The organism is Ruegeria sp. H3 (genome assembly GCF_056533095.1).
Genome location: NZ_JBQFOD010000019.1, coordinates 27,977 through 50,723, shown reverse-complemented (window position 1 = coordinate 50,723; position 22,747 = coordinate 27,977). Strand labels below are relative to the sequence as shown.

The 22,747-nt window shown below is 58.5% G+C and carries 18 protein-coding genes; 6 read left to right on the top strand and 12 right to left on the bottom strand.

Going from position 1 to position 22,747, the window contains the following annotated elements:
- The first annotated feature begins 40 nt into the window (after positions 1-40).
- Positions 41-1,183 (top strand): alpha-D-ribose 1-methylphosphonate 5-triphosphate diphosphatase, encoded by a 1,143-nt coding sequence (locus ACR0JE_RS17845; protein WP_480865121.1) that lies wholly within the window; start codon positions 41-43, stop codon positions 1,181-1,183.
- Here ACR0JE_RS17845 and ACR0JE_RS17840 read toward each other — a convergent pair whose 3' ends face one another.
- Genes ACR0JE_RS17840 through ACR0JE_RS17810 form a run of 7 tightly spaced genes read right to left on the bottom strand, consistent with a single transcriptional unit; the run spans position 1,184 to position 7,681 of the window.
- Complete coding sequence (locus ACR0JE_RS17840) at positions 1,184-1,660, bottom strand: class I SAM-dependent methyltransferase (RefSeq protein ID WP_480865120.1); 477 nt, start codon at positions 1,658-1,660, stop codon at positions 1,184-1,186.
- Positions 1,657-2,430 carry a polysaccharide deacetylase family protein gene (locus tag ACR0JE_RS17835; RefSeq protein WP_480865119.1) on the bottom strand — a complete coding sequence of 258 codons (774 nt, stop codon included), beginning with the start codon at positions 2,428-2,430 and terminating at the stop codon, positions 1,657-1,659. The genes ACR0JE_RS17840 and ACR0JE_RS17835 overlap by 4 nt, the downstream gene beginning before the upstream one ends.
- A complete protein-coding gene (locus ACR0JE_RS17830; protein ID WP_480865118.1) occupies positions 2,427-3,569 on the bottom strand; it encodes a glycosyltransferase family protein in 1,143 nt (380 codons plus the stop codon). The genes ACR0JE_RS17835 and ACR0JE_RS17830 overlap by 4 nt, the downstream gene beginning before the upstream one ends.
- Positions 3,566-4,150, bottom strand: coding sequence for a histidine phosphatase family protein (locus ACR0JE_RS17825; RefSeq protein ID WP_480865117.1), 585 nt, complete (start codon positions 4,148-4,150; stop codon positions 3,566-3,568). The genes ACR0JE_RS17830 and ACR0JE_RS17825 overlap by 4 nt, the downstream gene beginning before the upstream one ends.
- On the bottom strand, positions 4,147-5,223 hold the full coding sequence (locus tag ACR0JE_RS17820; RefSeq protein WP_480865116.1) for a glycosyltransferase family 4 protein: 1,077 nt from the start codon (positions 5,221-5,223) through the stop codon (positions 4,147-4,149). The genes ACR0JE_RS17825 and ACR0JE_RS17820 overlap by 4 nt, the downstream gene beginning before the upstream one ends.
- Positions 5,223-6,470, bottom strand: coding sequence for a glycosyltransferase (locus tag ACR0JE_RS17815; protein WP_480865115.1), 1,248 nt, complete (start codon positions 6,468-6,470; stop codon positions 5,223-5,225). Before ACR0JE_RS17815 ends, ACR0JE_RS17820 begins: the two co-directional genes overlap by 1 nt.
- Positions 6,467-7,681, bottom strand: coding sequence for a glycosyltransferase family protein (locus tag ACR0JE_RS17810; protein ID WP_480541822.1), 1,215 nt, complete (start codon positions 7,679-7,681; stop codon positions 6,467-6,469). Before ACR0JE_RS17810 ends, ACR0JE_RS17815 begins: the two co-directional genes overlap by 4 nt.
- A 275-nt stretch (positions 7,682-7,956) precedes the next feature.
- Between ACR0JE_RS17810 and ACR0JE_RS17805 the strand changes: the two genes are divergently transcribed.
- Positions 7,957-10,320: a mechanosensitive ion channel domain-containing protein gene (locus ACR0JE_RS17805; RefSeq protein WP_480541824.1), complete on the top strand. Its 2,364-nt coding sequence runs from the start codon at positions 7,957-7,959 to the stop codon at positions 10,318-10,320.
- Positions 10,321-10,420: 100 nt separating this feature from the next.
- On the opposite strand, the gene ACR0JE_RS17800 is transcribed toward ACR0JE_RS17805, so the two are convergent.
- Genes ACR0JE_RS17800 through ACR0JE_RS17780 form a run of 5 tightly spaced genes read right to left on the bottom strand, consistent with a single transcriptional unit; the run spans position 10,421 to position 17,629 of the window.
- On the bottom strand, positions 10,421-11,764 hold the full coding sequence (locus tag ACR0JE_RS17800; protein ID WP_480865114.1) for a CoA transferase: 1,344 nt from the start codon (positions 11,762-11,764) through the stop codon (positions 10,421-10,423).
- Entirely contained in the window at positions 11,761-12,915 is a 1,155-nt protein-coding gene (locus ACR0JE_RS17795) for an ABC transporter permease (RefSeq protein WP_480541828.1), read from the bottom strand. Before ACR0JE_RS17795 ends, ACR0JE_RS17800 begins: the two co-directional genes overlap by 4 nt.
- Positions 12,912-13,940: an ABC transporter permease gene (locus ACR0JE_RS17790; RefSeq protein WP_170531235.1), complete on the bottom strand. Its 1,029-nt coding sequence runs from the start codon at positions 13,938-13,940 to the stop codon at positions 12,912-12,914. Before ACR0JE_RS17790 ends, ACR0JE_RS17795 begins: the two co-directional genes overlap by 4 nt.
- A gap of 13 nt (positions 13,941-13,953) precedes the next feature.
- Positions 13,954-15,864: an ABC transporter substrate-binding protein gene (locus tag ACR0JE_RS17785; protein ID WP_480865113.1), complete on the bottom strand. Its 1,911-nt coding sequence runs from the start codon at positions 15,862-15,864 to the stop codon at positions 13,954-13,956.
- On the bottom strand, positions 15,857-17,629 hold the full coding sequence (locus ACR0JE_RS17780) for an ABC transporter ATP-binding protein (protein ID WP_480546260.1): 1,773 nt from the start codon (positions 17,627-17,629) through the stop codon (positions 15,857-15,859). The genes ACR0JE_RS17785 and ACR0JE_RS17780 overlap by 8 nt, the downstream gene beginning before the upstream one ends.
- Positions 17,630-17,862: 233 nt before the next feature.
- On the opposite strand from ACR0JE_RS17780, the gene ACR0JE_RS17775 reads away from it, so the two are divergent.
- From ACR0JE_RS17775 to ACR0JE_RS17760, 4 genes are all read left to right on the top strand, one after another.
- Positions 17,863-18,360 (top strand): class I SAM-dependent methyltransferase, encoded by a 498-nt coding sequence (locus ACR0JE_RS17775; protein WP_480865112.1) that lies wholly within the window; start codon positions 17,863-17,865, stop codon positions 18,358-18,360.
- Positions 18,361-18,421: 61 nt separating this feature from the next.
- Positions 18,422-19,570: an acetate/propionate family kinase gene (locus ACR0JE_RS17770; RefSeq protein ID WP_480865111.1), complete on the top strand. Its 1,149-nt coding sequence runs from the start codon at positions 18,422-18,424 to the stop codon at positions 19,568-19,570.
- Between the two features lie 31 nt (positions 19,571-19,601).
- Positions 19,602-20,231 carry a glutathione S-transferase family protein gene (locus ACR0JE_RS17765; protein WP_480546264.1) on the top strand — a complete coding sequence of 210 codons (630 nt, stop codon included), beginning with the start codon at positions 19,602-19,604 and terminating at the stop codon, positions 20,229-20,231.
- Positions 20,232-20,344: 113 nt separating this feature from the next.
- Positions 20,345-22,747 carry a GcvT family protein gene (locus ACR0JE_RS17760; RefSeq protein WP_480865110.1) on the top strand — a complete coding sequence of 801 codons (2,403 nt, stop codon included), beginning with the start codon at positions 20,345-20,347 and terminating at the stop codon, positions 22,745-22,747.

The window sequence follows — 22,747 nt, the reverse complement described above, 5'->3', positions numbered from 1 at the left end:
GTGCGTGGCCTTCCAATAGCTCAAACAGTGTGAAGTTCAGATGACAGAAGAATTGACCCTTGCCAATGCCACGCTTGTTTTCCCGGATAAGACCGTAACCGGCAGCATTCGCATCGTTGGTGAGCATATTGCCGATATCGACACCGGGGCTGCGGTTCCGGCGGGTGCGATTGATTGTGAGGGCGACTATGTTTGCCCCGGTCTGGTCGAGCTGCACACGGATAATCTGGAACGGCATATCCAGCCGCGTCCGAAAGTGGACTGGCCTCATGCTGCTGCGATCCTGGCTCATGACGCCGAGTTGGCCAGCACCGGGATTACCACGGTGTTCGATGCCATGCGGGTGGGGTCGATCCCATCTGGTGCGGCGCGGTATGGCAAATACGCCCGCGGTTTGTCGCAAGAACTGTGGGAGCTACGCGAACAGGACGCCCTTAAGATCAGTCACTTCCTGCATTTGCGGGCAGAGGTCTGCTCGGAAACCCTGGTCGAAGAACTGGATGAGTTCGGCCCGGAAGATCGGGTTGGGTTGGTCTCGCTGATGGATCACACGCCGGGGCAACGCCAGTTTCGGGATATCTCGAAGCTTGAGGCTTATGTGAAGGGCAAGCATGCCATGGACGATGACATGTTCCTACAGCATGTGGCGCGACTGAAGGGTCTGCGGGATGCGTATGGTGAGAAGCATGAGGTCGAGACTGTCAAGGCCGCGCGTCGTTTTGGGGCGGTGCTGGCCAGCCATGATGACACGACCGAGGATCAGGTGAAGGTTTCTGCTGGCCACGGTATCCGCTTGGCCGAGTTTCCCACGACCGTCGAGGCGGCGCGCGCCTGCCATGATCACGACATCAAGGTGATGATGGGGGCACCGAACATCATTCGGGGCGGGTCGCATTCTGGGAACGTCGCAGCCCGGGACCTGGCCGAGTTGGGCCATCTGGACATCATGTCGTCTGACTATGTGCCATCTGCGCTGTTGCTGTCGGCAGTGCGATTGGGCGAGATGTGGGGGGATATGGCGCGCGGCCTCAAGACCGTTACGCTCACCCCAGCGCAGGCCGCAGGGCTGCAGGATCGGGGTGAGCTGCGCAAAGATGCACGCGCTGACCTGATCCGGTTCCGCATGCGTGGCAATGTACCCGCGCTCAGCGCCGTTTGGTCGCGCGGGCAGCGGGTCGCCTGATCAGGCGGTGTAAAACAGATAACGGTCCGGGGCGATGGTTTCGGGTCCTTCGATCTGGTTGAACCCGACCAGAGGTTGGCCCGAGATCAACAACCCATTGGGTTGCATGACCTGTGCGATCATCGGGCTGAGGTGCGCGGCTTCAGCCACGTCGTCTTCCTTGATCCCGCGTCCGAAATCGTAATGTGCCATGGCCATCTTGTGGCCCGAGGCTGCCAGTTTCTGCAGCATTGGCTCGGCCTCACCTTGCAAGAAATCCTGTTCGGGTGGGGTACTGTCAGGGTGGCATTGCAACACGCGATCCATCACCCAAATGCGCCGATCCGGCATGATTTCCCGCAGGTGGTCATAGGTGCGACCATTGCCCAGACCCATGTCCAGAACATCTCCGTCTTGGTTGGCGATCCGGGCTGCGGCCCAGTTCAGCCCGTCGCGCTGAGCGGTCAGTCGGCGCAGCATGGAATCCAATCTGCTCATATGGAGGAACTCCGTTCTGGGCTGTCGGAGGCGACCCAAGGGTGCGTGGGTCCCTCCAGCAGTTTTGTTAGCAATGCCTCGGTAAAGGTCCAAATGTCTGGGTCGTGGACCAGATGGTGGGTCAGGATGCCGAAGGGCTCTGTATTGTCGGCCTGACCCGTGCGGCGGTCTTGCAGTAGTGCGGCCATCCTTGCGATCAGAATGTCCGGTGCGACCAATCCCCGTGTGCCCCGCCAGTCAATCGGGTCCAGATGCGTGTTGATCTGTTCCAGTCCAGGGACCGCAAAGGTCGCTTTCCGCGGTGTTGCTGTCGACAATATTCGGAACCCAAGTGCAGGAAGTTGGGCGACAGCCTCATCCCCGATCCGGTTCCAGGGGGGGACAAACATGGGGCGCAACCTGTCGTGAAACAGATCCGTCAGGCGAACAAACCCGGCTTGCGCGTCGGCAATGATATCCTGTAACGGGCGATGCGCGCGAAATTCAGACTTCTTTTCTCCCGCAGGCGCATGGTTTTGGTGTGCCCAGCCATGGACGACAGGGATTAGGCTTTCGTGGCGTGCTACGAAACCCGCAAGGCTGGCATTCGCATCCCGGGGGACAACGGCCAGATGTACCGGCAATCCAACGCGTTCGGACAGCGCATTCAGTGTCGCCAATTGCGGTGTTTGCACCGTGGCATCATCATCGCGCCACCATAGGGGCAGCGTCAGGCCTTGGGCATGCCAATGCGCAAGCTCGTCCTCCAAGGGTTTCCAATCCGGCCTCATGTGCGCCGCCCCAAAAGATGCTTTGTGATCTCGACTGAGCGCTGTGCTCCATCGAGGCCGTCTTGCTTGGGTGCACGCCTGCCTTCCAAGATCACTTGTTCGACCCGTTCGGCAAGACTATCGCCGGTCAATGCCTGACTACGCAGCACTTCTATTGCTGGCAATTCTGACAGGCTTTGACCGCGTAGGTCCTGTTCAACCTCTTTGCCGTCATCAAACGGGATGAGTACCGCAGGGGTGCCCGATTGCAGGATGTCCAGCGCAGTGTTGTAGCCGCACATGCTGACCGAGGCTGCTGCGTGTGGCAGCATCTGGCGAAAATCCGGGCGGACGGGTTCCAGTAGTACAAGCGCGTCACCCACATGTTGCGACAGCTTCTCAATGCGGTCTTCCGCATCGCGTCCCCCCACCAACAGGCGCCAGCGCCTGTTGGGCATCTTTCGCGCGGCCTCGATGGCCGCACGAAAGATCGGCTGCCCCACCGATCCGCCACCAGCACTTACCAGGATTTCATCGGCTCCAATTGCCTCGGGATGCGGTCGCGCCGCGGCAGGCGCAACAAAACCCGTATAGTGCAGGTGCTGGGCCAGTTGTTCGGATATCGGCCAACTGACCGATAACGGGATTATGCTCTCATCTGAATGCACTAAGACACCATCGTAAAAACGACCGATGATTTCGTCGGCAAGGGTGGCTTTGGTCGGTTTGGATGGCGGGGCCAGAATATCCCGGATCGAGGCCAGAACCAGCGGGCGTTTCGGCAAGGCATGTGCCGCCGCAAGGCCCGCTTCGAACTCCGCCGCGAGAGACCGGCGGCCAAAGGGGAACAGCTCGGTGATCAGAACATCCGGTTGAAAGCTTTGTACAGCCTGAACAAGGGCCGCACTACGCGCCGACAGATAGGCAGGGTCGGCGGCCTCACCGATCTCTGTCAAAAGACGCATAAAATCTGTTCCGTCCGAGCGTAGCGGGGGCAGGCCAAACAGTGTTATGCCGTCCGAGTTTAACTGCGGCGCGGGCATCCCGCCGGTCACGATCATCACGTCGCTGCCGTCTTCGGCAAAGGCACGGCCAAGCGTCAACGCACGGCTCAGATGGCCCGTTCCCAACAGATGGGTGACGACAATCATCACATTCATTCGGTCACTCCGCGAGCAATCAGGCGAACGGGATCCGGGGTTGGGGTCATATCGGCCATATCAATGATATAGAGCCGATTGCGTTTGATCTTAAAGGGCGCTGGGCCTTCAAAATTCCATCCCCACGCCCGGGCCAGAATGACGCGCATGATGCCGATGTGGCAGACAGCAATAGTGTCTTTGTTCAGCTTACACAGCCAGGATTCCAATCGTGCCCAAACTTCAGCAGGGCTTTCGCCCTCGGGTGGGCGATAATCCCAACCCCAGTCCTCGATATGGCGGTACCCGCTGTCTGGGTCAGCGATCAGATCGACCCCGCGCAACCCTTCCCATCGGCCCCAGTTCATTTCGGTCAACGCGGGCGAGGTCTGAGGGGTGCAACCCGATAGTATCAGCGCGGTCTCTTGCGCGCGGGCCAAAGGGCTGGACCATATCTCGGCGTCTTCCCAACCGTTTGGCAGGGCATATTCGGCCAGTTCTGAACGGGCATCGTCATCCAGTGGGATGTCACTGCGCCCCTGAATGCGTCCAGCACGGTTCCAGTGGGTGTGTCCATGGCGCAGCAGAGCCAATCGGGTCATGCCGTCACCTCCAGCAATGGGCGTATGGCTGCCCAAAACACCTCGGTCGCTTTGGGCATCAGGTGACGGGTGGCAACATGCGTGCGGGCCGCTTGGCCAAGGGCGCGCCGCCGCTTGGGATCATCCAGCAAAGGTTGAATCTGCTGCGCCAATCCTTTTGCCCCCGCCTCAGCAGCCGGGTAGTCCGCTGGGGCCAGAACGTCCCGCACACCGGGTCTGTCTTGCGCGGCGACGGGTACGCCAGCGACTTGCGCTTCCAGATAGACCATCCCATAGGCTTCGTTCACACCGGGCCAAACGAATATCGAGGCCTCGCCGTAAACACGTTGGAGCGCCTCCCGATCGAGTTGGCCCAGAAAGGTGATATGGCCTTCAAACGGTTCCATCAGGTTTTCGACATCCGGGCGCGCAGGGCCATCACCCACGATGTTCAGGTGCCAATCGCCTGACAGGTGCGACAGCGTCTCGGCCAGAATCCGGTACGAGGACAGCTTATCCCCATGGCGCATCATCCCAACGGTTAGCATCGGGCCATCGCAAGTACTTGCGGGTGGCAGATCCGCCATAGGCAAGAATGGAGGCAGCTCAATCAGCGCCTGGTCGTCATAGCGTTCGCGCTCCAGTGTGATCAGATCATTGGCCGTGTGATAGAAAATCACCTGTGCCGCGTCGCAGGCTGTATGCGCATCTTGCGCAAATCTTGCCCAAGGTCCCATCAGGCGACTTGTGGCGCGGGTGCTTTCCAACTGCACATAAGGAATGCCAAGTGCTTGCGCGACGACCGGCCCCAACAGGTCGGGCGCCTTGTAGTAGTTGTGATAGGTCACCCAAAGGTCGATGTCTTCAGGCATGTCCGAGATCAGCCGCTGTGCTTCAACCTCAGCCGCTTGTCGCAGGGCGCGCTGCTTCGCCGCATCTCCGACCTTGTCATAGATGCGCAGGTCCGAGATCAGATCAACGCGATCCCCCTGTGCCCCGATTGCCTGCATCAGGTTTCGGGCCATCTCGCGATCGCCCGAGGGTTTGGGGCTATCGGGCGATTTCATCGGAGCATAGAACGCGACCCGCGCCATCAGGCTGCATCCGCGCACAGGGTCTTAAGACGGGCCGACAAACGCGCAATTCCTGGATCCATCCGAAACTCTGCCAATAGGCGCGTATAAGCGGCTTCGGCCATTTGGGCGGTTTGGGATGGGTGCGCTGCAAGGTCACAAATCGCACTGGCCAATGCGGCAGGACCGTCGCTGGACAAGAGGCCATGAACCCCCGTTTCGATGAACTCGGGAATGGCCGAAACCGGTGTCGACAGGATCGGCAGTTTTTGCGAGGCCGCCTCCATCAAGACATTTGGCAGCCCGTCCCGGTCGCCATCTTCGGCAATCCGGCTTGGCAGAACAAACAAATCTGCCTGCCTCATGGCGGCAATCACCTCGGGCTGATCACAGGCCCCTTTCCAGGTGATGCGATCTGCAACACCGGCAGCCAAGGCCTGATCGCGCAAGCTTGGCCCCAAACCGCCGCCGCCGATATGGGTCCAGCGCCAGTTCAGAGTATCCGGCAGCAAGGCAAAAGCGGCGATCAGCCGGTCAAACCCTTTTTTCTCAACCAACCGGCCAACCGACATCATATGGAAGACCGCATCGGGTTGTCGTGGTAGACGGTCTGGCGGCGCAGGGAACCGGCCCAGATCCAGCCCGTGATAGATCAGATCGACTCGATCTGGTGTATCGGCCAATCCGCGCAGATGTTTGGCACCAAATGCAGTGCACGTCGCTCCAAAGGCTGCACCATAGGTGTCTGGGTGCAGCTTCTCGCGCTTTTCCCAGTCCGGCGAGGTCCAGATATCTTTGGCGTGGGCGGCAAAGCTCCACGGTAGGCCGCGCATGATGGCGGCATAGCGCGCGACGGAAGAAGGCGTATGCATGAAATGCGCATAAAGCGCACGTGTTTCCACCGGAAGCTCGGTGGCCAGAACACAGGCCTGACCAAAGCGGCGAATGCGATTGTGGGTCAGGTCGCGGCGCAGATCCTTGCGCCAGACGTCATAGGCCTCGGCATAACCGGGCAGGCGCTGTGCCGTCGCGCGCGCGGCCCAGACGCGTTGGGGTTCGTCATACAGATACTCAGGCAGGTAGTGCACCTGACCGCTAAAGCGGTCATGCAAAGGATGACGCTTGGTATCCGTGGGGTGGCGCAGCGACCAGATATCAAACTGGTGGCCTGCATCCTGAAGGGCGACCAGTTCCTGCGCGATGAATGTCTCGGATAGGCGCGGCCACCCTTTGACCAGCACCGCTAGCTTCGGAGCATTGGCATTCATCCGGTGGCTCGTTCCTTTTCCCCGGTCAGCAGGGCATCAATACGGGCTGTGACATAGTCAAGGCCATCCAGCAGGCCAGCACGGATGGTTTGCGATGGCAAAGATTGCTGCGGCAGCGCGCGGATGGCTTTGATCATCGCGTCGGGCGTCAGGCCATCGCGGGTTTCATCCAGCATGCGCACAAGCCCCAGACCTTCGGCGCGCGAGGCCCGGATCCATTGTTCTAGACGAGGAGTGGTGCGGGGCACGATAACGGCACGTTTGTCAAAGGACAGAACTTCGCAAAACGTGTTGTAGCCCCCCATGCACACAACCCCGGCCGCCCCGGCAAACAGGGTTTCGATCTGGGATTCAAAGCCAACGGCAGTGACCCGACCGTTTAGCGCAGCGACACGGGTTTCAAACTCTTCTCGCAACTCACCCGACAGGAACGGGCCGTAGACCAGAATGGCTCGGGGGGACAGATCGGGATCTTTTTCGTAGGCGGAAAGGACCAGATTGACCATGGCCTTGCCGTCACCCCCTCCGCCGGGTGTGATCAGAATATAGGGCTGTTCGGGCGGTTCACCAACCGGGCCCAGATCGCGGCGCAGATAGCCGGTGTAGTGGATACGGGATTGCGCGCTGCGGCTCAGCGGCAATCCTTTGGTTGGATCATAGATTGAGTTCAGCCCGTAAACCCAGATTTCATGATAAAACCGTTCGGTTGCGGCGATGGCCTCTTTGCGCTCCCACTCTGCAGCCAGCACCTCGGGTTCATCCAGAACATCGCGCAGACCCAGGATCAGCCGTGTGCCGCAGTTGTTTTCAAGATATTCAAGCGTGGGCAAAAGCTCACCCCGAAACCCGGTGGGTTCCTTGTCAACGATCAGGATATCGGGGTTAAACTGCTGAACTGCTGTCTGGATCAGGCCGGATCGCAGGTCGGTCACTTCATCGATCCCCATCCCGATTGTGCGCGCGGCATAAGACCCGTCGGCGCGCTTGGTGACGCCGGGTAGGCGGACATGGTCGACGCGGCGCGGGAAGGTAAACCGCCCAGCCACGGGCGATCCCGTCAGGATCAGGGCCGAGGCGGTCGGATCAGCCTGTGTGATCGCTGCAGCCAATGCGCGCGAGCGTCGCAGATGCCCCAACCCAAAAGTATCGTGGCTGTAAAACAGGATGCGCGGCGCGCGACCGGTGTTAACTGTGTTTTTGCCGAGGCTCATATTGGTGCCTGTGTTTTGGTCTTACTTATGGTCTGCGCGTTTGCACCACATACCTTACATTGTTAAGCCGCGCTTGCCAAAGGTGGAAAAGCGCCTTTGCAAATGCGCCAAACATTGTGATTTGGCAACAGCCGAATGGGTTTTGAGGAATCCTTGTCACGGTGCGCCGATCACGCAATTTAACACAAATTTGGGACCTTGGGCCAAGATGGTTTGAACTGAACCGAACGCTTTTGTAACCTTATCCGAAACTTTGGATCGGGATGTAAGACCCTATGAAACATAATGTTCTGGCTGGATTGCTTTTTGCGTTCATGACCTTTGTCTTGGTCTATCCGGTCAGCGGAACCGCGCAAACCGGGTTGATACCGGGCTATTCCTCTGGATCAAGCGAGAGTACCGACACCACCAGTGAAAGCGATTTGGCCGCTGCCATCCGCGCCGCCAGTGAGGCCGGTGCCAGCGTTATTGTCATTGACAGCGCAGGGCAGGTCGTCACGTCAACCGGTGCTGCGGCAGAGGCATCGGAAGACGCTTCGGGTAACCCAATGGCTGATGGGTCGCAGCTGATGAAAGCGCAGGAGCGGTTCTCGAAATTCCGCGATTCCGCCGCATCACGGCTGGAGGCGTTGCCGTATTCGGTGTTCGAAGTTCAGTACATCTTGCGCCAGACCAGCCCGGACGGGCGGATACAGACCTATGTCGAGGTTCTGGGCTGGAACGTTCTGTTCCTGCTGTTGGGCCGATGGCTGTCCACCGAAATCTATGGCAAGCGGTTCGCCAGACGCTGGGTGGTGGCCCGGATCAAGGAAAACCCGCAAGGCTATAAGGAAAAGATGCCGTTCTTGGTGTTCCGCTTCCTTATGGGGATAGGCGGAACCATCTTTGCGATGTTGATGGCCCTGATCGTTGGCTATCTGTTCTTTGGCGAGGCCGAAGATATTTCGATCCAGTTTACGGTGACTGCCATCTTCACCGCCTTTTTCCTGGCGCGCACGGTGTCTGACTTGTGGCGGATGGTGCTGTCACCCTTTCTGAGCCAATACCGATTGCCCCCGTTTTCGGACCGGGATGCGAAGCGGCTGTATATCTGGGCCTCGCTTCTGGCGACCTATGATATCTCGGCCGTTTTATTTGCAACCTGGGTCGCGGATTTCGGGTTGAACTACAATGTCTACGCCATGGTGTATGGCGGGCTGACCATGGTCGGTGCCGTGGGCAACATCCTGATGATCCTATTCAATGCGCGTGCGATTTCTAACGCGATCCGAGGTGGACGGGCCCCGGCTCAAGTATCATGGCTCTTGAGGTTTATTTCTTTCGCCTGGGCGCCATTTCTGATCGTCTATTTGATGTTCAGCTGGTTCAAACTGGCCGTTGATCTGGTGCTGGAGAATGACAATTCAATCCCGATTGTTGCCAGTAGCTATATGATCTTCATGTCAGTTGTCGTCGCATACGGCGCGATGAACTATGTGCTGGAACGCTATTTTGATCGCAACCGGCGTATAGAAGAAAAGAATGCCATTGCAGATGCAGCGCACGAGGATGCCGACACGCCGCAAGCTGAGCAACGCAAGCATGTGATCCTTACTTATGAGGATCTGGCCCGCCGTGTGGCCGGCATTCTGGCCTTTGTAGTCGGCATCTACGCTTTGGTCGTGATCTGGAACCCCGAAGCCAGTTGGAGCGAAGACCTGCCCATCGAGCGCGCGCTGGATGTCATGGTGATCCTGTTCATCGGTTACATCCTGTTCAACTTCTTTCGCATCTGGATCGACAGCAAGATCGCCGAAGAATCCGATGACGGTACCGAGGCCGAACTTGGGGACGAAGGTGGCGAAGGCGGGCAAAGCCGTCTGGCGACTCTGCTACCACTGTTCCGTGGGGCGATCCTGGCCGTTGTCGTAGTGACGATTATCCTGATCGTACTGATGGAGTTGGGCATCAATGTTAGCCCCTTGTTCGCTGGTGCCGGTGTTGTCGGGCTGGCGGTCGGGTTTGGCTCGCAAACCTTGGTGCGCGATATCTTCTCGGGTGCCTTCTTCCTGCTCGATGACGCGTTCCGCAAAGGGGAATACATCGACATTGGGGACGTAAAAGGGACGGTTGAAAAGATCTCGGTCCGGTCATTCCAGCTGCGGCATCATCTGGGGGCGCTGAACACCATCCCATTTGGTGAGATCAAAGTGCTGACCAACTATTCGCGTGATTGGGTGATCATGAAACTGCCCTTGCGCGTGACCTATGACACTGATGTCGAAAAGGTACGCAAGCTGATTAAGAAGCTGGGGCAGGAACTGCTGAGCGACCCGGTGATTGGTGAAAACTTCATCCAACCGCTCAAATCGCAGGGCGTGATCGAGATGCAGGATTCCGCGATGATCATCCGCGTCAAGTTCATGACTAAGCCCGGTGATCAGTGGCTGGTGCGCAAGAAGGTCTACCAGGACATCCGAGAGCTGTTTGCGCGTGAAGGTATCCGCTTTGCCCATCGTGAGGTGACCGTCAGACTGGCCGATGGCAAAGAGGTCGAAGACCTGAGCCCGAAACAGCGTGAGGCGGTCACCGGCGCGGTTCAAGCTGCTATTGACGAAGATTACCTGGACGATATCGGCCCGGGTGGAGATGATCGCTAGGGTAGGCTCCCGTCCCTTTGGGATGCGTCTCTGGCGAGACGTCCTCCAAAGCGTTGGGCCGGGCCGCGCGTTCCGTGCGGCGGTCGCGTGTTTTGATCGGCTAGGGCCAGACGGCGTCGGATGTGCCCAGTTTTGAGGCGGGCAGGTTCCAGTGCAGTTTGGTTTTGCCAACGCTCAGCGGCGATCTCAGCCGATATCCCGGCCCCCAACCCGAGGTTTCGGGCGTATTGTTATAGTCAGACTGAGAGGCGTCCTTGATGGCCTTTTCCGAATCGGATTTGCCCAGGGCTGCCAACAGCTCTGCCGTTCGGGCAAGCGACAGCTGGGCATGCATCACGGTGTTACCTCGCGCCGCTTCGGCCAGAGCGGACAGAACAGCGGCAGCCATAAGATAGCCGGTTGCGTGGTCGAGCGCCTGAACCGGCAGCGGGGTTGGTTTGTCCGCCTGCGCCCAGATCATACCGGTATGTGCGATCCCGGCGCTCATCTGTACCAGGCTGTCGAATCCGCGCCGTGCGGCCCAAGGACCTTGCCAGCCATACGCATCCAGCGTCACCTCAACCCGGTTTGGGGCCAGTTGATCTCGCTTGGCTTTATTCAGTCCCAACGCATCCAATGCACCGGGGCGATAGCCATGGACAAACACATCGGCCTCTGCCAGAAGCCCCTCCAACCGCGCAAGCCCCTCTGGTGATTTGAGGTCGAGATAGCTGCAGCGTTTGCCCAAAGAGATGTCAGGGATGACGCCAGGCTCGTCCCAATCTGGTGGGTCGATGCGCAAAACATCAGCCCCAAGTCCCGCCAGCGTGCGGGTTGAGACCGGGCCCGCCAGAACGCGCGTCAGATCCAGCACGCGCAGCCCAGCCAGCGGGCGATTGGTGCTTGCTTCGGGCCGATCCCGTGGAGAGATATTTCTAGGACCGTGCCAACCAATCAAAGGGTCCCGCGACACAGAGCGCCCCTGAGGATGGTCCAGCCATTCGGCCCGACTGCGCATGGCGGCGGCGACCCCGCCTTCGGCGACGATGGCGGTTTCCAGGTCAACGATCGACCATGATTTCAATGCCTGTACGACGGTGTCCCGGTCTGCGCGTGTGCCAATCACCTTCAAGGCTGCGGCCCGATGATGCGGCAAGTTGGTGTGCAGGCGAATCCACCCGTCTGCCGCCTGATAGTCTCCGGCGACCGCGTCCCACAGGCTTGGCATTTCCCAGCCGTCTGGTTTGAAGGAATAGCGATACCAAATTGAGGCCAGGCGCTGATCCACAACCACTTCAGGCGCGGTTGCTGTGAGGTTCAGCGCAAACATCAGGCGCGACAGTTCCTGTCCAACCGCCGCGATGCTGGCGGTCGCCAGTTCCGAGACAGCAAACGCACTGTGCAATGCACCGGGCTTCTTCGTGCGGTAGCTGCTGACTGCAGGAAGAGAGGCCAGCAGGCTCATTGCTGATAAGGGTCGAGGCTATCGCGCAATCCGTCACCCAGGAAGTTGAAGGCCAGAACCACGACGATAATGGGAAGCATGGGGATGGCTGTCCACGGATAGATCTCGATTGAGGCGAGGTTCTGCGCGTCATTCAACATGACCCCCCAGCTGACCGCAGGCGCGCGCAGGCCCAGACCCAGGAAACTAAGCGCCGTTTCGCCTAGGATCATGGCCGGGATCGACAAGGTGGCTGAGGCAATCAAATGCGACATGAAGTTTGGTAGCAGGTGCTTGCGGATCACCCGGCCCGAGCTGGCGCCCATCATCTCGGCCGCGCGTACATATTCTTCCTCGCGCAGCGAAAGGAATTTGGCCCGCACGGATCGGGCGAGGCCGGGCCAGTCGAGGATGCCGAGGATGATCGAGATGATGAAAAAGACCGCAACAGGACTCCAGTTCGAGGGCACGGCGGCAGACAGAGCCAGCCACAATGGAAGTTCGGGCAGGGATCGCAGAACTTCGATGACACGGTTGATGGTCCAGTCGATGCGCCCGCCGAAATACCCGGCCATTGAACCGAACAGAATGCCTAGGAAGAACGATACCGAGATGCCAATCAGGCCCACAGTCAGCGACAGTTGCGCGCCATAGAGGATGCGGCTGAAGATATCGCGGCCCAGTCGGTCCGAGCCCCAGAGGAACACGGTCGCTCCATCCGGTGCGCAGAACAGATGGGTGTCAGATGGAATGAACCCGGCCAGACGATATTCGGAGCCTTCGCAGAAGAACTTGATCGGTTTTGGGTCGTCAGTATCCGCAACGAACTTCCACTGGAACGTTTCCAGATCGGCTTCGGCTACAATTGGATAGACATGCGGCCCGATGAATTCGCCATCATGGAACCAGTTGATCGATTGGGGCGGGGCATAGAGATGCTCGCCATTGCGTTCGTTGGCGCCGTACGGTGCAATGAACCCCGCAAACGGCAACATAAGATAGCACAGCAACAGGAAGATGCCTGAGATCAAGCCCAGCTTGTGTGTTTTGAATTTGCGCCAGACCAGCACCCAGTTCGGGGCGTCCAGATCAGCGCGTTCTAGCTGCTGGACCGAGGCTTCGGGATCGAACGGTGCCTCGTCAACATAGCGGTTATCAGGGCGATCTGTCATGCTTCGCGCCCCTCATACCGAATGCGGGGGTCAAGCATCACCAACAGGATATCTGAGATCATCGTACCGATCAGTGTCAACAGCGCCACAAACATCAGAATGAAAGCTGACAGGAACTGATCCTGTGTCTTAAGGGCTGTCAGCAGCGTCGGACCAATCGTTTGCAGACCCAACACAACGGACACCAGAACCGAACCCGACACCATCGAGGGCAGCAGGTTGCCAATATCGGCCACGAAGGGATTGAACGCAACGCGCAGAGGGTATTTTGTCAGCATCCGCGATGGCGCCATTCCCTTGGCAATCGCGGTTTCAACATAGGGCTTGCCTAGCTCGTCCAACATGTTCGCACGCAAACGCTGCATCATCGCCGAGGCGCCGGAGGTGCCAATCACAAAGGTGGGCACGATCAGATGTACTAGGATCGATTTCAGCTTGTCCCAACTCATTGGCTCACCTTCGAATTTGGGATCCATTAGTCCGCCGATGGGCAGGTTGAAATATTGATGGCCGTAGTAGAAGAGGATTAGCGCCAGCAAGAAGTTTGGTGTGGCCAGCCCCAGGTAACCGACAAAGGCCGAAGTATAGTCGATCCACGTCCGCGATCGTGCTGCGGCGATCACGCCCAGGGGCAGGGCGACGGCGTAAACAAATAGGATAGCGGCCAGGTTCACAACAACGGTCAGCCAAAGCGTATCACCCACGATCTCGGACACGGGGCGGTCGAACTCGAAGGACCAACCCCAGTTGCCCTGTATCATGCCAGAGAACCCGTGCGGGCCGGGCCAGAAGCCCATCCAGATCAGATATTGTTCCCACATCGGCCGATCCAGCGCATATTCGGTGCGCAAAAACTCGGCCTTTGCCACACCTGCTGACTGACCTGAGGCCTGAAGTTCAGCGATTTGATTGCTCAGATAGTCGCCCGGCGGCAGGTTGATAATGACGAAAATCAGAACCGAGACCACCAACAGGGTCAGCAGCATCGTAAAGAAGCGATAGACCGCATAGCGCAGCATGATCATTTAGCTGCTCCTGTCAGTCGACCAAAAAGAATTCGTCTGGGCGGTGGACGCCAAAATGCGCGCCGGGCTCCCACGCCCACATGGCCTGTTCCGGGACGTTGCGTAGACGGTTCGATACGACGATAGGCTGTGGGGCGCCGTTCAGGATGCCGATGCCATAAAGCTGATCGGCGTGGATTTTCAACATCTCTGCCCAAACTGCCGTGCGCTCCTCGTCCGTGGTGGCGACCTCCCAATCATGGTTCAGATTCATGAGGCGCTCGGCCTCGGGCATATCGGGGGCTTCGCCAACCTCACCACCTGTCTGGTAGAATTGCCCCCATTTCGGCCAGGCGAGGAAAACCTGATCTGTTGGCGCCAGATAGGCCGGAGAGGTGTGCGCCTGCGGTAGCCCGTCATCCCATCCAAACCAGACCGAAGCCATGGTATTGCCTGCAAAAACCCGGTTCCGCAGGATATCGCGGTCAAGCGGTCGCATCACCAGTTTGACTCCGATCTCGCGCCACGTGTCGGTTACGATCTGCAGCGCATTTTCAACCTCTTGCCGCTCACCTGCGGTTTCGATGATCAGTTCCATCGGGCGGCCATCCGGCAATAGACGGGTGCCAGAGCCGTCGCGTTGGTCCAGCCCGGCCTCATCCAGCAGAGCATTGGCCATATCGACATCGAATGCGGCCCAGGCTTTGGCATCTTCCTCGCTGTAGAAGGGCGAGGCGGGCAGGACGGACATCGCCATTGGCTTCGCCAGTTTGAAGTAGAGCGCCTGATTAATGGTCTTGCGATCGATCGCCAAAGACAGCGCCCGGCGCACCCGGACATCGCGCAGCACATTCCGCCAGATCTCATCCGCGTAGTTCAGGTTGGGGTAGATTGCGATTTGCGAGGCGACACCGGTTTTCCACAGCAGGGTTTTGTAGTCGCCGACCTCTTCCCCCTTTTTCAGGATCGATGCATCCCGGAAGGCCAAGCCGCGACCCTGTAGATCGCTCTCGCCCGCGTTGGTTTTTGCGGCGACCAGACCGGGGGCGACGATCTCCATCGCGACGATGTCAATATAGGGCAGTTGGACGCCATTTGAGTCAATGCGGTGATAGTAGGGGTTGCGGACAAAGTTGTGGCGGATTTTCTTGCCAGAACTTGCGTTCAACCAAGGCTGTAACGTGGGCAGTTCGTGATTGTCGAACTTGTACAGGTTGTCCAGCTTGTTGTGCAGCGCGGCCCAGCTTTTGACCCGGGCGTCGTCGACTAAAAAGGCAAGCTCTTCAGGGTCTGCGTACTTCTCGTGATAGGGTTTCAAGAACGCCGAGGGCCGATAGATGAACGGTGGGCGGGCCTGAGCCAGTGATTGCAGGAAATCCGGATTGGGATCCGGCCATTCAAAGATCACCGTGGTTTCATCCGGGAAAGAAACTGTGGGCGGATTGCCTTCGACAATCAGGAAATCTGGCGGGCCGGATGGGCTGAGCAAAGGGTTGTTTGCTACATCTTCCCACCAATATTGAAAATCCTCGGACGTGAACGCCGACCCGTCAGACCATTTGTGACCTTCCCGAAGCTTCAGGGTGAACTTACGGTTGCCTTCGTTTTCAAACGAGGCCAGCAGATCAGGGACAATGTTGTAGTTCTCGTCAAACCCGACCAGTCGCGCATAGCCATAGACGACCATCTGACGGATATCCTTGGACCGGGTCACCATGGTGCGCAAGGTGCCGCCCTGGGTTCCGAATTCCCGGCCTTTCGCGGCCAGATCAACGATCAGCGGTTCCTTAGGCAGGCGCTCGGCTATGGGCGGCAGATCGCCGGAATTGACCTCGTTTGACCAGAACTCACTCTCTTGCAAGGTCGGAAGTTCGGCGCTCGCGGCAAAGGGCAAAGAAAAGGCCAACGATGCCGCAAGGATCAGATGGCGAGTGGTCTTATACATGGCAACGTACCTTATGGCCCGGCTCCAATTCCACAAGTGAAGGTATCACGGTGTCAGAGAAACGAAAGGCTTCATCCCAACTGTCCGGCGCGCCGGCACCCAATGAGACCATTTGCAAGTCAATCGGGCGGTTGATGTCGGGTTCTGGTTGGGCGGCAATCAACGCCTTTGTGTAGGGATGGCGCGGATTGTAGAAAAGGGTTTCGGGCGGGGCTTGTTCCACGACCAACCCCCGGCGCATTACGGCGACCTCATCGGCGATGCGGGCCACAACGGCAAGGTCATGAGAGATAAAGAAATACGACAGGTTCAGACTGTCCTGCAAATTCTCCAAAAGGGTCAGGATCTGTTCCTGTACCGAAACATCCAAAGCCGAGGTCGGTTCGTCACAGACGATCAGTTGCGGGTCCAGCATCATGGCGCGCGCAATGGAAAGGCGCTGCCTTTGCCCGCCGGAGAACGCATGCGGGTAGCGTTTCAGCATATCCCCGTTCAGCCCCACGCGCTGCAACATCTCGGCGGCCTTGTCGCGTTGTTCCGATGTCGACCCGATCCGGTGAATTTCCAGCGGTTCGGTCATCGCATCCTGAATGCGCATACGCGGGCTGAGCGAGCTATAGGGGTCTTGAAATACCATCTGCGCCTTGCGTTGAAACGCGGTGCGCTGGGCGCGGGTCATCTGATGTACGGGGATCGGGTCATCTCGTGCGGAGGTTTTGAACAGAACTTCCCCACCGGCGTCAGGTAGCTCTGCCCCCAGGGCGATCCGGGCAGCCGTGGTCTTGCCCGACCCGCTTTCACCGACAATGGCCAGCGTTTTGCCGCGGCCAAGGTTCAGGTCGACGCCACGACAGGCGTGGATTTCCTTGTCGGCCTGCCAGCCTTTGCTGGCCCGCATCGTATAGGTCTTTGAAACGCCTTTCATCTGCAGGATCAGGTCTTCATCCGGCATTGGCACCCCGACAGCATCGTTATCGGGGATCGCGGGGGCGGCATCGAATAACTGCTTGGTATAAGGATGCGCCGGAGCGGTGAGGATCGGCGCGGCGGGGCCTGCCTCCATCACACGGCCCTTGTGCATCACCACCACGTGTTCGGCCATGTTCGCCACAACGCCAAGGTCATGGGTTACAAGGATCAGCGCCATGCCGGTTTCGCGCTGAAGCTCTTTGATCAGGCCAAGAACCTGTGCTTGAGTGGTCACGTCCAACGCTGTGGTCGGTTCGTCAGCGATCAACAGATCGGGTTTAGATACCATTGCCATGGCGATCATTGCACGCTGACGCATGCCGCCAGACAGTTCGAACGGATAGGAATCGTAGGCGCGCTGCGGGTCTGGGAAGCCAACGCGTTCGAACTGACTCAATACCTCTTTGCGGGCCTGTGCCTCGGACGCGCCGCGATGAAGCCAGAGAACCTCGCTCACCTGATTGCCGATCTTGTGCAGCGGCGAAAGCGAGCGCATCGGTTCCTGAAAAATCATCGATACCCGGTTGCCGCGAATGCCACGCATTTCGCGCTCGCTGATCTGTGTCAGTTCGGCGGCACCTTTGGAGTCGTTAAGAGTGATTGATCCGCTGCGGATTTGCGCGGTTCGGGGCAGAATGCGCAAGGCGGCGCGGCATGAGATGGTTTTGCCAGACCCGGACTCGCCGACCAGCGCCAGGGTCTGTCCGGCATGGACATCAAAATTCACATCTTTGACAACAGATTCACCTGCGCCAAAACCGATGCTCAGGTTTTTGACGGACAACAAAGCATTCATTCGGGTTTTCCACCCGGTTGGCCGCATGTTTGCATCGGCTCTATCAACTCCCCGTGATTTTTTCGACAGTCTCGCGCGGTTCTGCCCGTATAGTCAAACCCGTTCTTGTGCTGAAATGTCGCGGAAATGTGAAACTTGGGGTCTGGCGACTACACAAACACTTGAGCTTTTGTCATCAAAGCCCAATTCGACCGCCCTTATGTTGGCAGTAGGTATCAAGGAGAGATTTCCCAGTGTCCGAGAATCAAAGCCGACTTGATCTGTTCATCGACCGCATGGTGTCCCAGCGGGCCTGTCTGGATTTTGCCATCGCGCAGACCCAAGATATGGGTGGGCCGGTCTTTGAACTTGGGCTGGGGAATGGCAGGACCTATCACCACATGATCCAATATGTCACCAAGCGCCCGGTCTATGTGTTCGAACGCGCGGTCGCTTCGCATCCGGATTCGACACCGCCCGAGGATCGAGTGATTTTGGGCGATGTCCGCGAGACACTTCCCGCTTCTCTGGATCGGTTCGGTGCGACAGCCAGCCTGATCCATGCTGATCTGGGCGGGCACAACCGTGAAAAGAATGACGCCTTCGCACGGTTTGTCTCACCCTTGATCGAGCCGCTATTGGCCAAAGGCGGTCTTATGGTGTCGAGCGACCGGATGTATTTTGAAACACTTATTGAGCTTCCCTTGCCTCAAGGTGCGGTTCCGGGGCGTTGTTTTATTTATCAGCGCTAGGTCTGATAAGCCCGGAGGCAGCGTCGGCACGGCGGCAACCAAAGCAAACAGGAGGGACGTCATGCAGGCAATCCTGACACTGAACGCGGGAAGCTCGACCATCAAGTTCAGCGTATACCGGGCAGCGTCTGAACCCGAACTGTTGTGGCAGGGGCAGGTCGAAAACCTTGGCCCAGTTGCGCAGCTGGAGTTGCAAGGCGATGGGCGGGTTCAAGTGATTGAGATCGGCCCAGCCGACCACGCGGCTGCCGTTGAGGCAATTTTGCAAACTGTCGAGCCCTTATTAGACACGCACCATATCGTTGGGGTGGGTCACCGTATCGTGCATGGCGGGCAAACATTTGATGGTCCTGTTGTTCTGAATGATCATGTCCTTACGCAGTTAGAGGCTCTTTCGCCGCTGGCTCCACTGCATCAACCCCACAATCTGGCCGCCATTCGCGCTGCACAGGCCGCCTTTCCGGATGCGGTGCAGGTGGGGTGTTTTGATACCTCGTTCCACACAGGCCATGCGTTTGTGAACGATACCTTCGCCCTCCCGCGGCGGTTCTACGAAAAAGGCGTGCGGCGCTATGGGTTCCACGGGCTGTCCTATGACTACATCACCGGCAAGTTGCAGCAGGACTACCCCGATTTAGCGGCGGGTCGCGTTGTCATTGCGCATCTGGGCAATGGTGCGTCGATGTGTGCCGTGACCAACGGCGCAAGCGTCGGATCGACCATGGGGTTCTCTGCGCTGGATGGATTGCCGATGGGAACGCGCTGCGGTCAGCTTGATCCCGGTGTCTTGCTGTATCTGATGCAGCAGGGGCATGGGGTCGAGGCGATCACCCATATCTTGTACAAAAAGAGCGGCCTGCTGGGCTTGAGCGGGATCAGCCACGACATGCGTACCTTGCTGGCCAGTGACGACCCGCATGCCCGCGAGGCAATTGACTACTACGTTTTCCGCATCCGCCGCGAGCTGGGGGCAATGGCCGCCATTCTGGGTGGTCTTGATGCCGTGGTCTTTTGTGGCGGTATTGGAGAAAACGCGGCCCCAATTCGGCAACGTGTGCTGCAGGGGATGGAGTTTCTGAACATCCACCTGAATGTTCAGGCCAATGACACCAATTCCAAGGTTATATCAGACAAGGGTATTCCGGTGTTGGTGATCCCGACGGATGAAGAGCGCGTCATCGCGCGCGCCGTATCCCAGGCACTGGATTGAATTGTCGCCCCTAAATGAGAGGAAATTCGAGATGATCTTCTACGACTGCTCGACCGCCCCGAACCCGCGCCGAGCCAGAATGTTCATCGCGGAAAAAGGGCTGGAGATCGAAACGCGCGAGGTTTCGATTGCCAAGAACGAGCAGTTGGATGACGCGTTTCTGGCCGTAAACCCTCGGGCGACAATCCCGGTTCTGGTCACAGATGAAGGCGCAGTTCTGACCGAAAACCTGGGGATCGCGGCCTATCTTGAGGCTCGCTTTCCCGAACCACCCCTACTCGGGCGCAAACCAGATGAGAAGGGGCAGGTTTTGATGTGGAATGCCATCGTTGAACAACAGGGCGGTATGCCGATCGCAGAGGTTCTGCGCAATACACACCCGGCGTTCAAGGACCGGGCCATTCCCGGACCAACAAACCATCCTCAGATCTCAGCATTGGCCGAACGCGGCAGGACGCGCCTCTCCGATTTTTTCACATTGCTTGAGGCGCGATTGCAGTCCAGCCGCTTTGTTGCGGGGGATATGTTCAGTTTGGCGGATATCAGCACATTTGTGTTTGTGGATTTTGCACGTGTCATCAAAACACGCATCCCTGAAGGCAACAGCGCCACCCTAGCCTGGTTTCAAAGCGTTCAATCCCGGCCCAGCGCAAGCCTGTAACTTCAGCGCCAAACCGTGCGCCGGCCTGCGGTGATCTACACTGTACAGAAATGTCTAGACAGGAGTGAACAGTGCCGCTAGCGTCCGCTACGAGTCACCCAAGGGAGGTCGGGATGAAATCGCAGTATCGCGTGGTGGTCATTGGGGGCGGCGTTGTGGGCGCCTCGGTTCTGTATCATCTGGCCAAATTTGGCTGGTCCGATGTGGTCATGCTCGAGCGGCGTCGGTTGGCGTCGGGCTCGTCCTGGCACGCAGCCGGCGGTATCCACGCGCTGAATGCCGATCCGAATATGGCGTCTTTGCAAGCCTATACCATCGACCTGCTCAGCGAGATTGAAAAGGAATCGGGTCAGAACATCGGGCTGCACATGACCGGTGGCCTGACCTTGGCCGGAACGCCCGAGCGCTGGGAGTGGCTGCAGGCCAACTACCGCATCTTCCAATCCATCGGTATTGACGATTGCGAGTTGCTGACGCCGGAAGAGGCGCAAAGACGTTGTCCGATTATGTCCACTGATGGCGTTTTGGGCGCGATGTGGGCGGACCGCGAAGGTTACATCGACACCACCGGCACAGTTCAGGCTTATGCAACGGCGGCAAAAAAACGTGGGGCGGAGTATTACGAGGAAACCAAGGTCGAAAGCCTGACACAGACGGCGGATGGCTGGGAAGTGGTGACCGACAAAGGCACGATCACCTGTGAACAGGTGGTCAACGCCGCTGGTCTGTGGGCCAAGCAGGTGGGGCGCATGGCCGGGGTCGAACTGCCGGTTTCGCCACTCAAGCACCACTACCTGATCACCGATGCGGTGCCCGAAGTGGCGGCGGCGGATTTCGAAATGCCGATGACTGTCGACCTCGAAGGCTTCACCTATATGCGGCAGGATCAGAAGGGCGTTCTGGTCGGCATCTACGAGGTCGACCATGAACACTGGGCCATGGACGGCGCGCCCTGGAACTATGGCGAAGAGCTTTTTCAGGAGCAGCTGGATCGCATCGAGAACGAGCTGATGCTGGGTTTCGAACGCTATCCATCGATTCAAGAGGTCGGCATCAAGACTTGGGTCAATGGCGCTTTTACCTTCTCGCCCGATGGCAACCCGCTGGTCGGGCCGGTGCCGGGCAAGCGTGGCTATTGGTCGGCCTGTGCCGTGATGGCGGGCTTCCTGCAAGGCGGCGGCGTTGGTAAGACGCTGGCCGAATGGATGATCCATGGCGAGCCTGAGGCAGATGCATGGCCGATGGACGTAGCGCGCTACGGCGATTTCGCTCAGAACAAACGCTACATCCGCGAAACCACCGGTCAGTTTTATTCCCGCCGGTTTGTGATGACTTATCCAAACGAACAACTGCCCGCAGGGCGCCCGTTGAAAATGGCCCCTGCGCATGATGCGATGACCGAGGCGGGTTGCAAATGGGGCGTCAGCTGGGACCTTGAAGTGCCGCTTTATTTTGCACCGAAAGGGTTCGAGGAAACACCGACCCTCAAGCGGTCCAACGCGCATGATATCGTGGCCGAGGAATGTAAGGTGATCCGCGAAGGCGTTGGCCTGTTGGATATCTCGGGCTTTTCGCGGTTCGAGGTTTCTGGCCCGAATGCCGAAGCATGGCTGGACAAGGTCATGGCCTCGAAACTGCCTGCCCGAGGGCGCGCCAAACTGGCGCCGATGCTGGGTGAGAACGGGCGCCTCAAGGGGGATCTGACCGTGTTGAACTGGGGCGACGGCACCTGGTGGATCATGGGCAGCTATTACCTGCGCGCCTGGCACATGCGCTGGTTCGACGACCACATGATCGATGGGGTGAACATACGCGATCTAGGTGAGGAATACTGCGGCTTCGGTCTGGTCGGGCCGAAATCGCAGGACGTGATCGAGAAACTGGCCGAACAGGATATCTCGGGCCTGAAATTCATGGGCTGCGGCGATTTCGATATTGGCCTCGCGCGTGCCCGCGTGGCCCGCATGTCGGTGACTGGCGAAAAGGGGTATGAGATCAACTGCCGCTACGGCGATCACATCAAGCTACGTCGGATGCTGCTTGAGGCCGGGGCCGATGAGGGCATCCGTGAATGTGGTTTCAATGCGATGTTGTCGACCCGCCTCGAAAAAAGCTTTGGCATCTGGTCGGCGGAATTCACGCAGCTTTACACACCAGGCATGACCGGGATGGATCGTTGGATCGACTGGGACAAGGATTTTGTCGGCAAGGATGCCGCTGTGGCCGAACGCGATGGCAATGGCCCTGCACAGGTGCAGGTCACGCTTGAGGTCGATGCGCTGGACGCAGATGCCAGCGGGTATGAACCGATCTGGGCGAATGGAGAGCGTGTGGGGTTTGTAACCTCGGGCGGTTATGGCCACTACACTGGCAAGTCGCTGGCGATGGCTCTGGTCAACAGGGACAAAGCTGAACCGGGGACGGAACTGTCCGTACATGTGGTCGGCGTCGAACGCCCGGCCTGTGTGATCGCCGCGTCGCCATACGACCCGCAGGGTAAGGCGATGCGAGGCTGA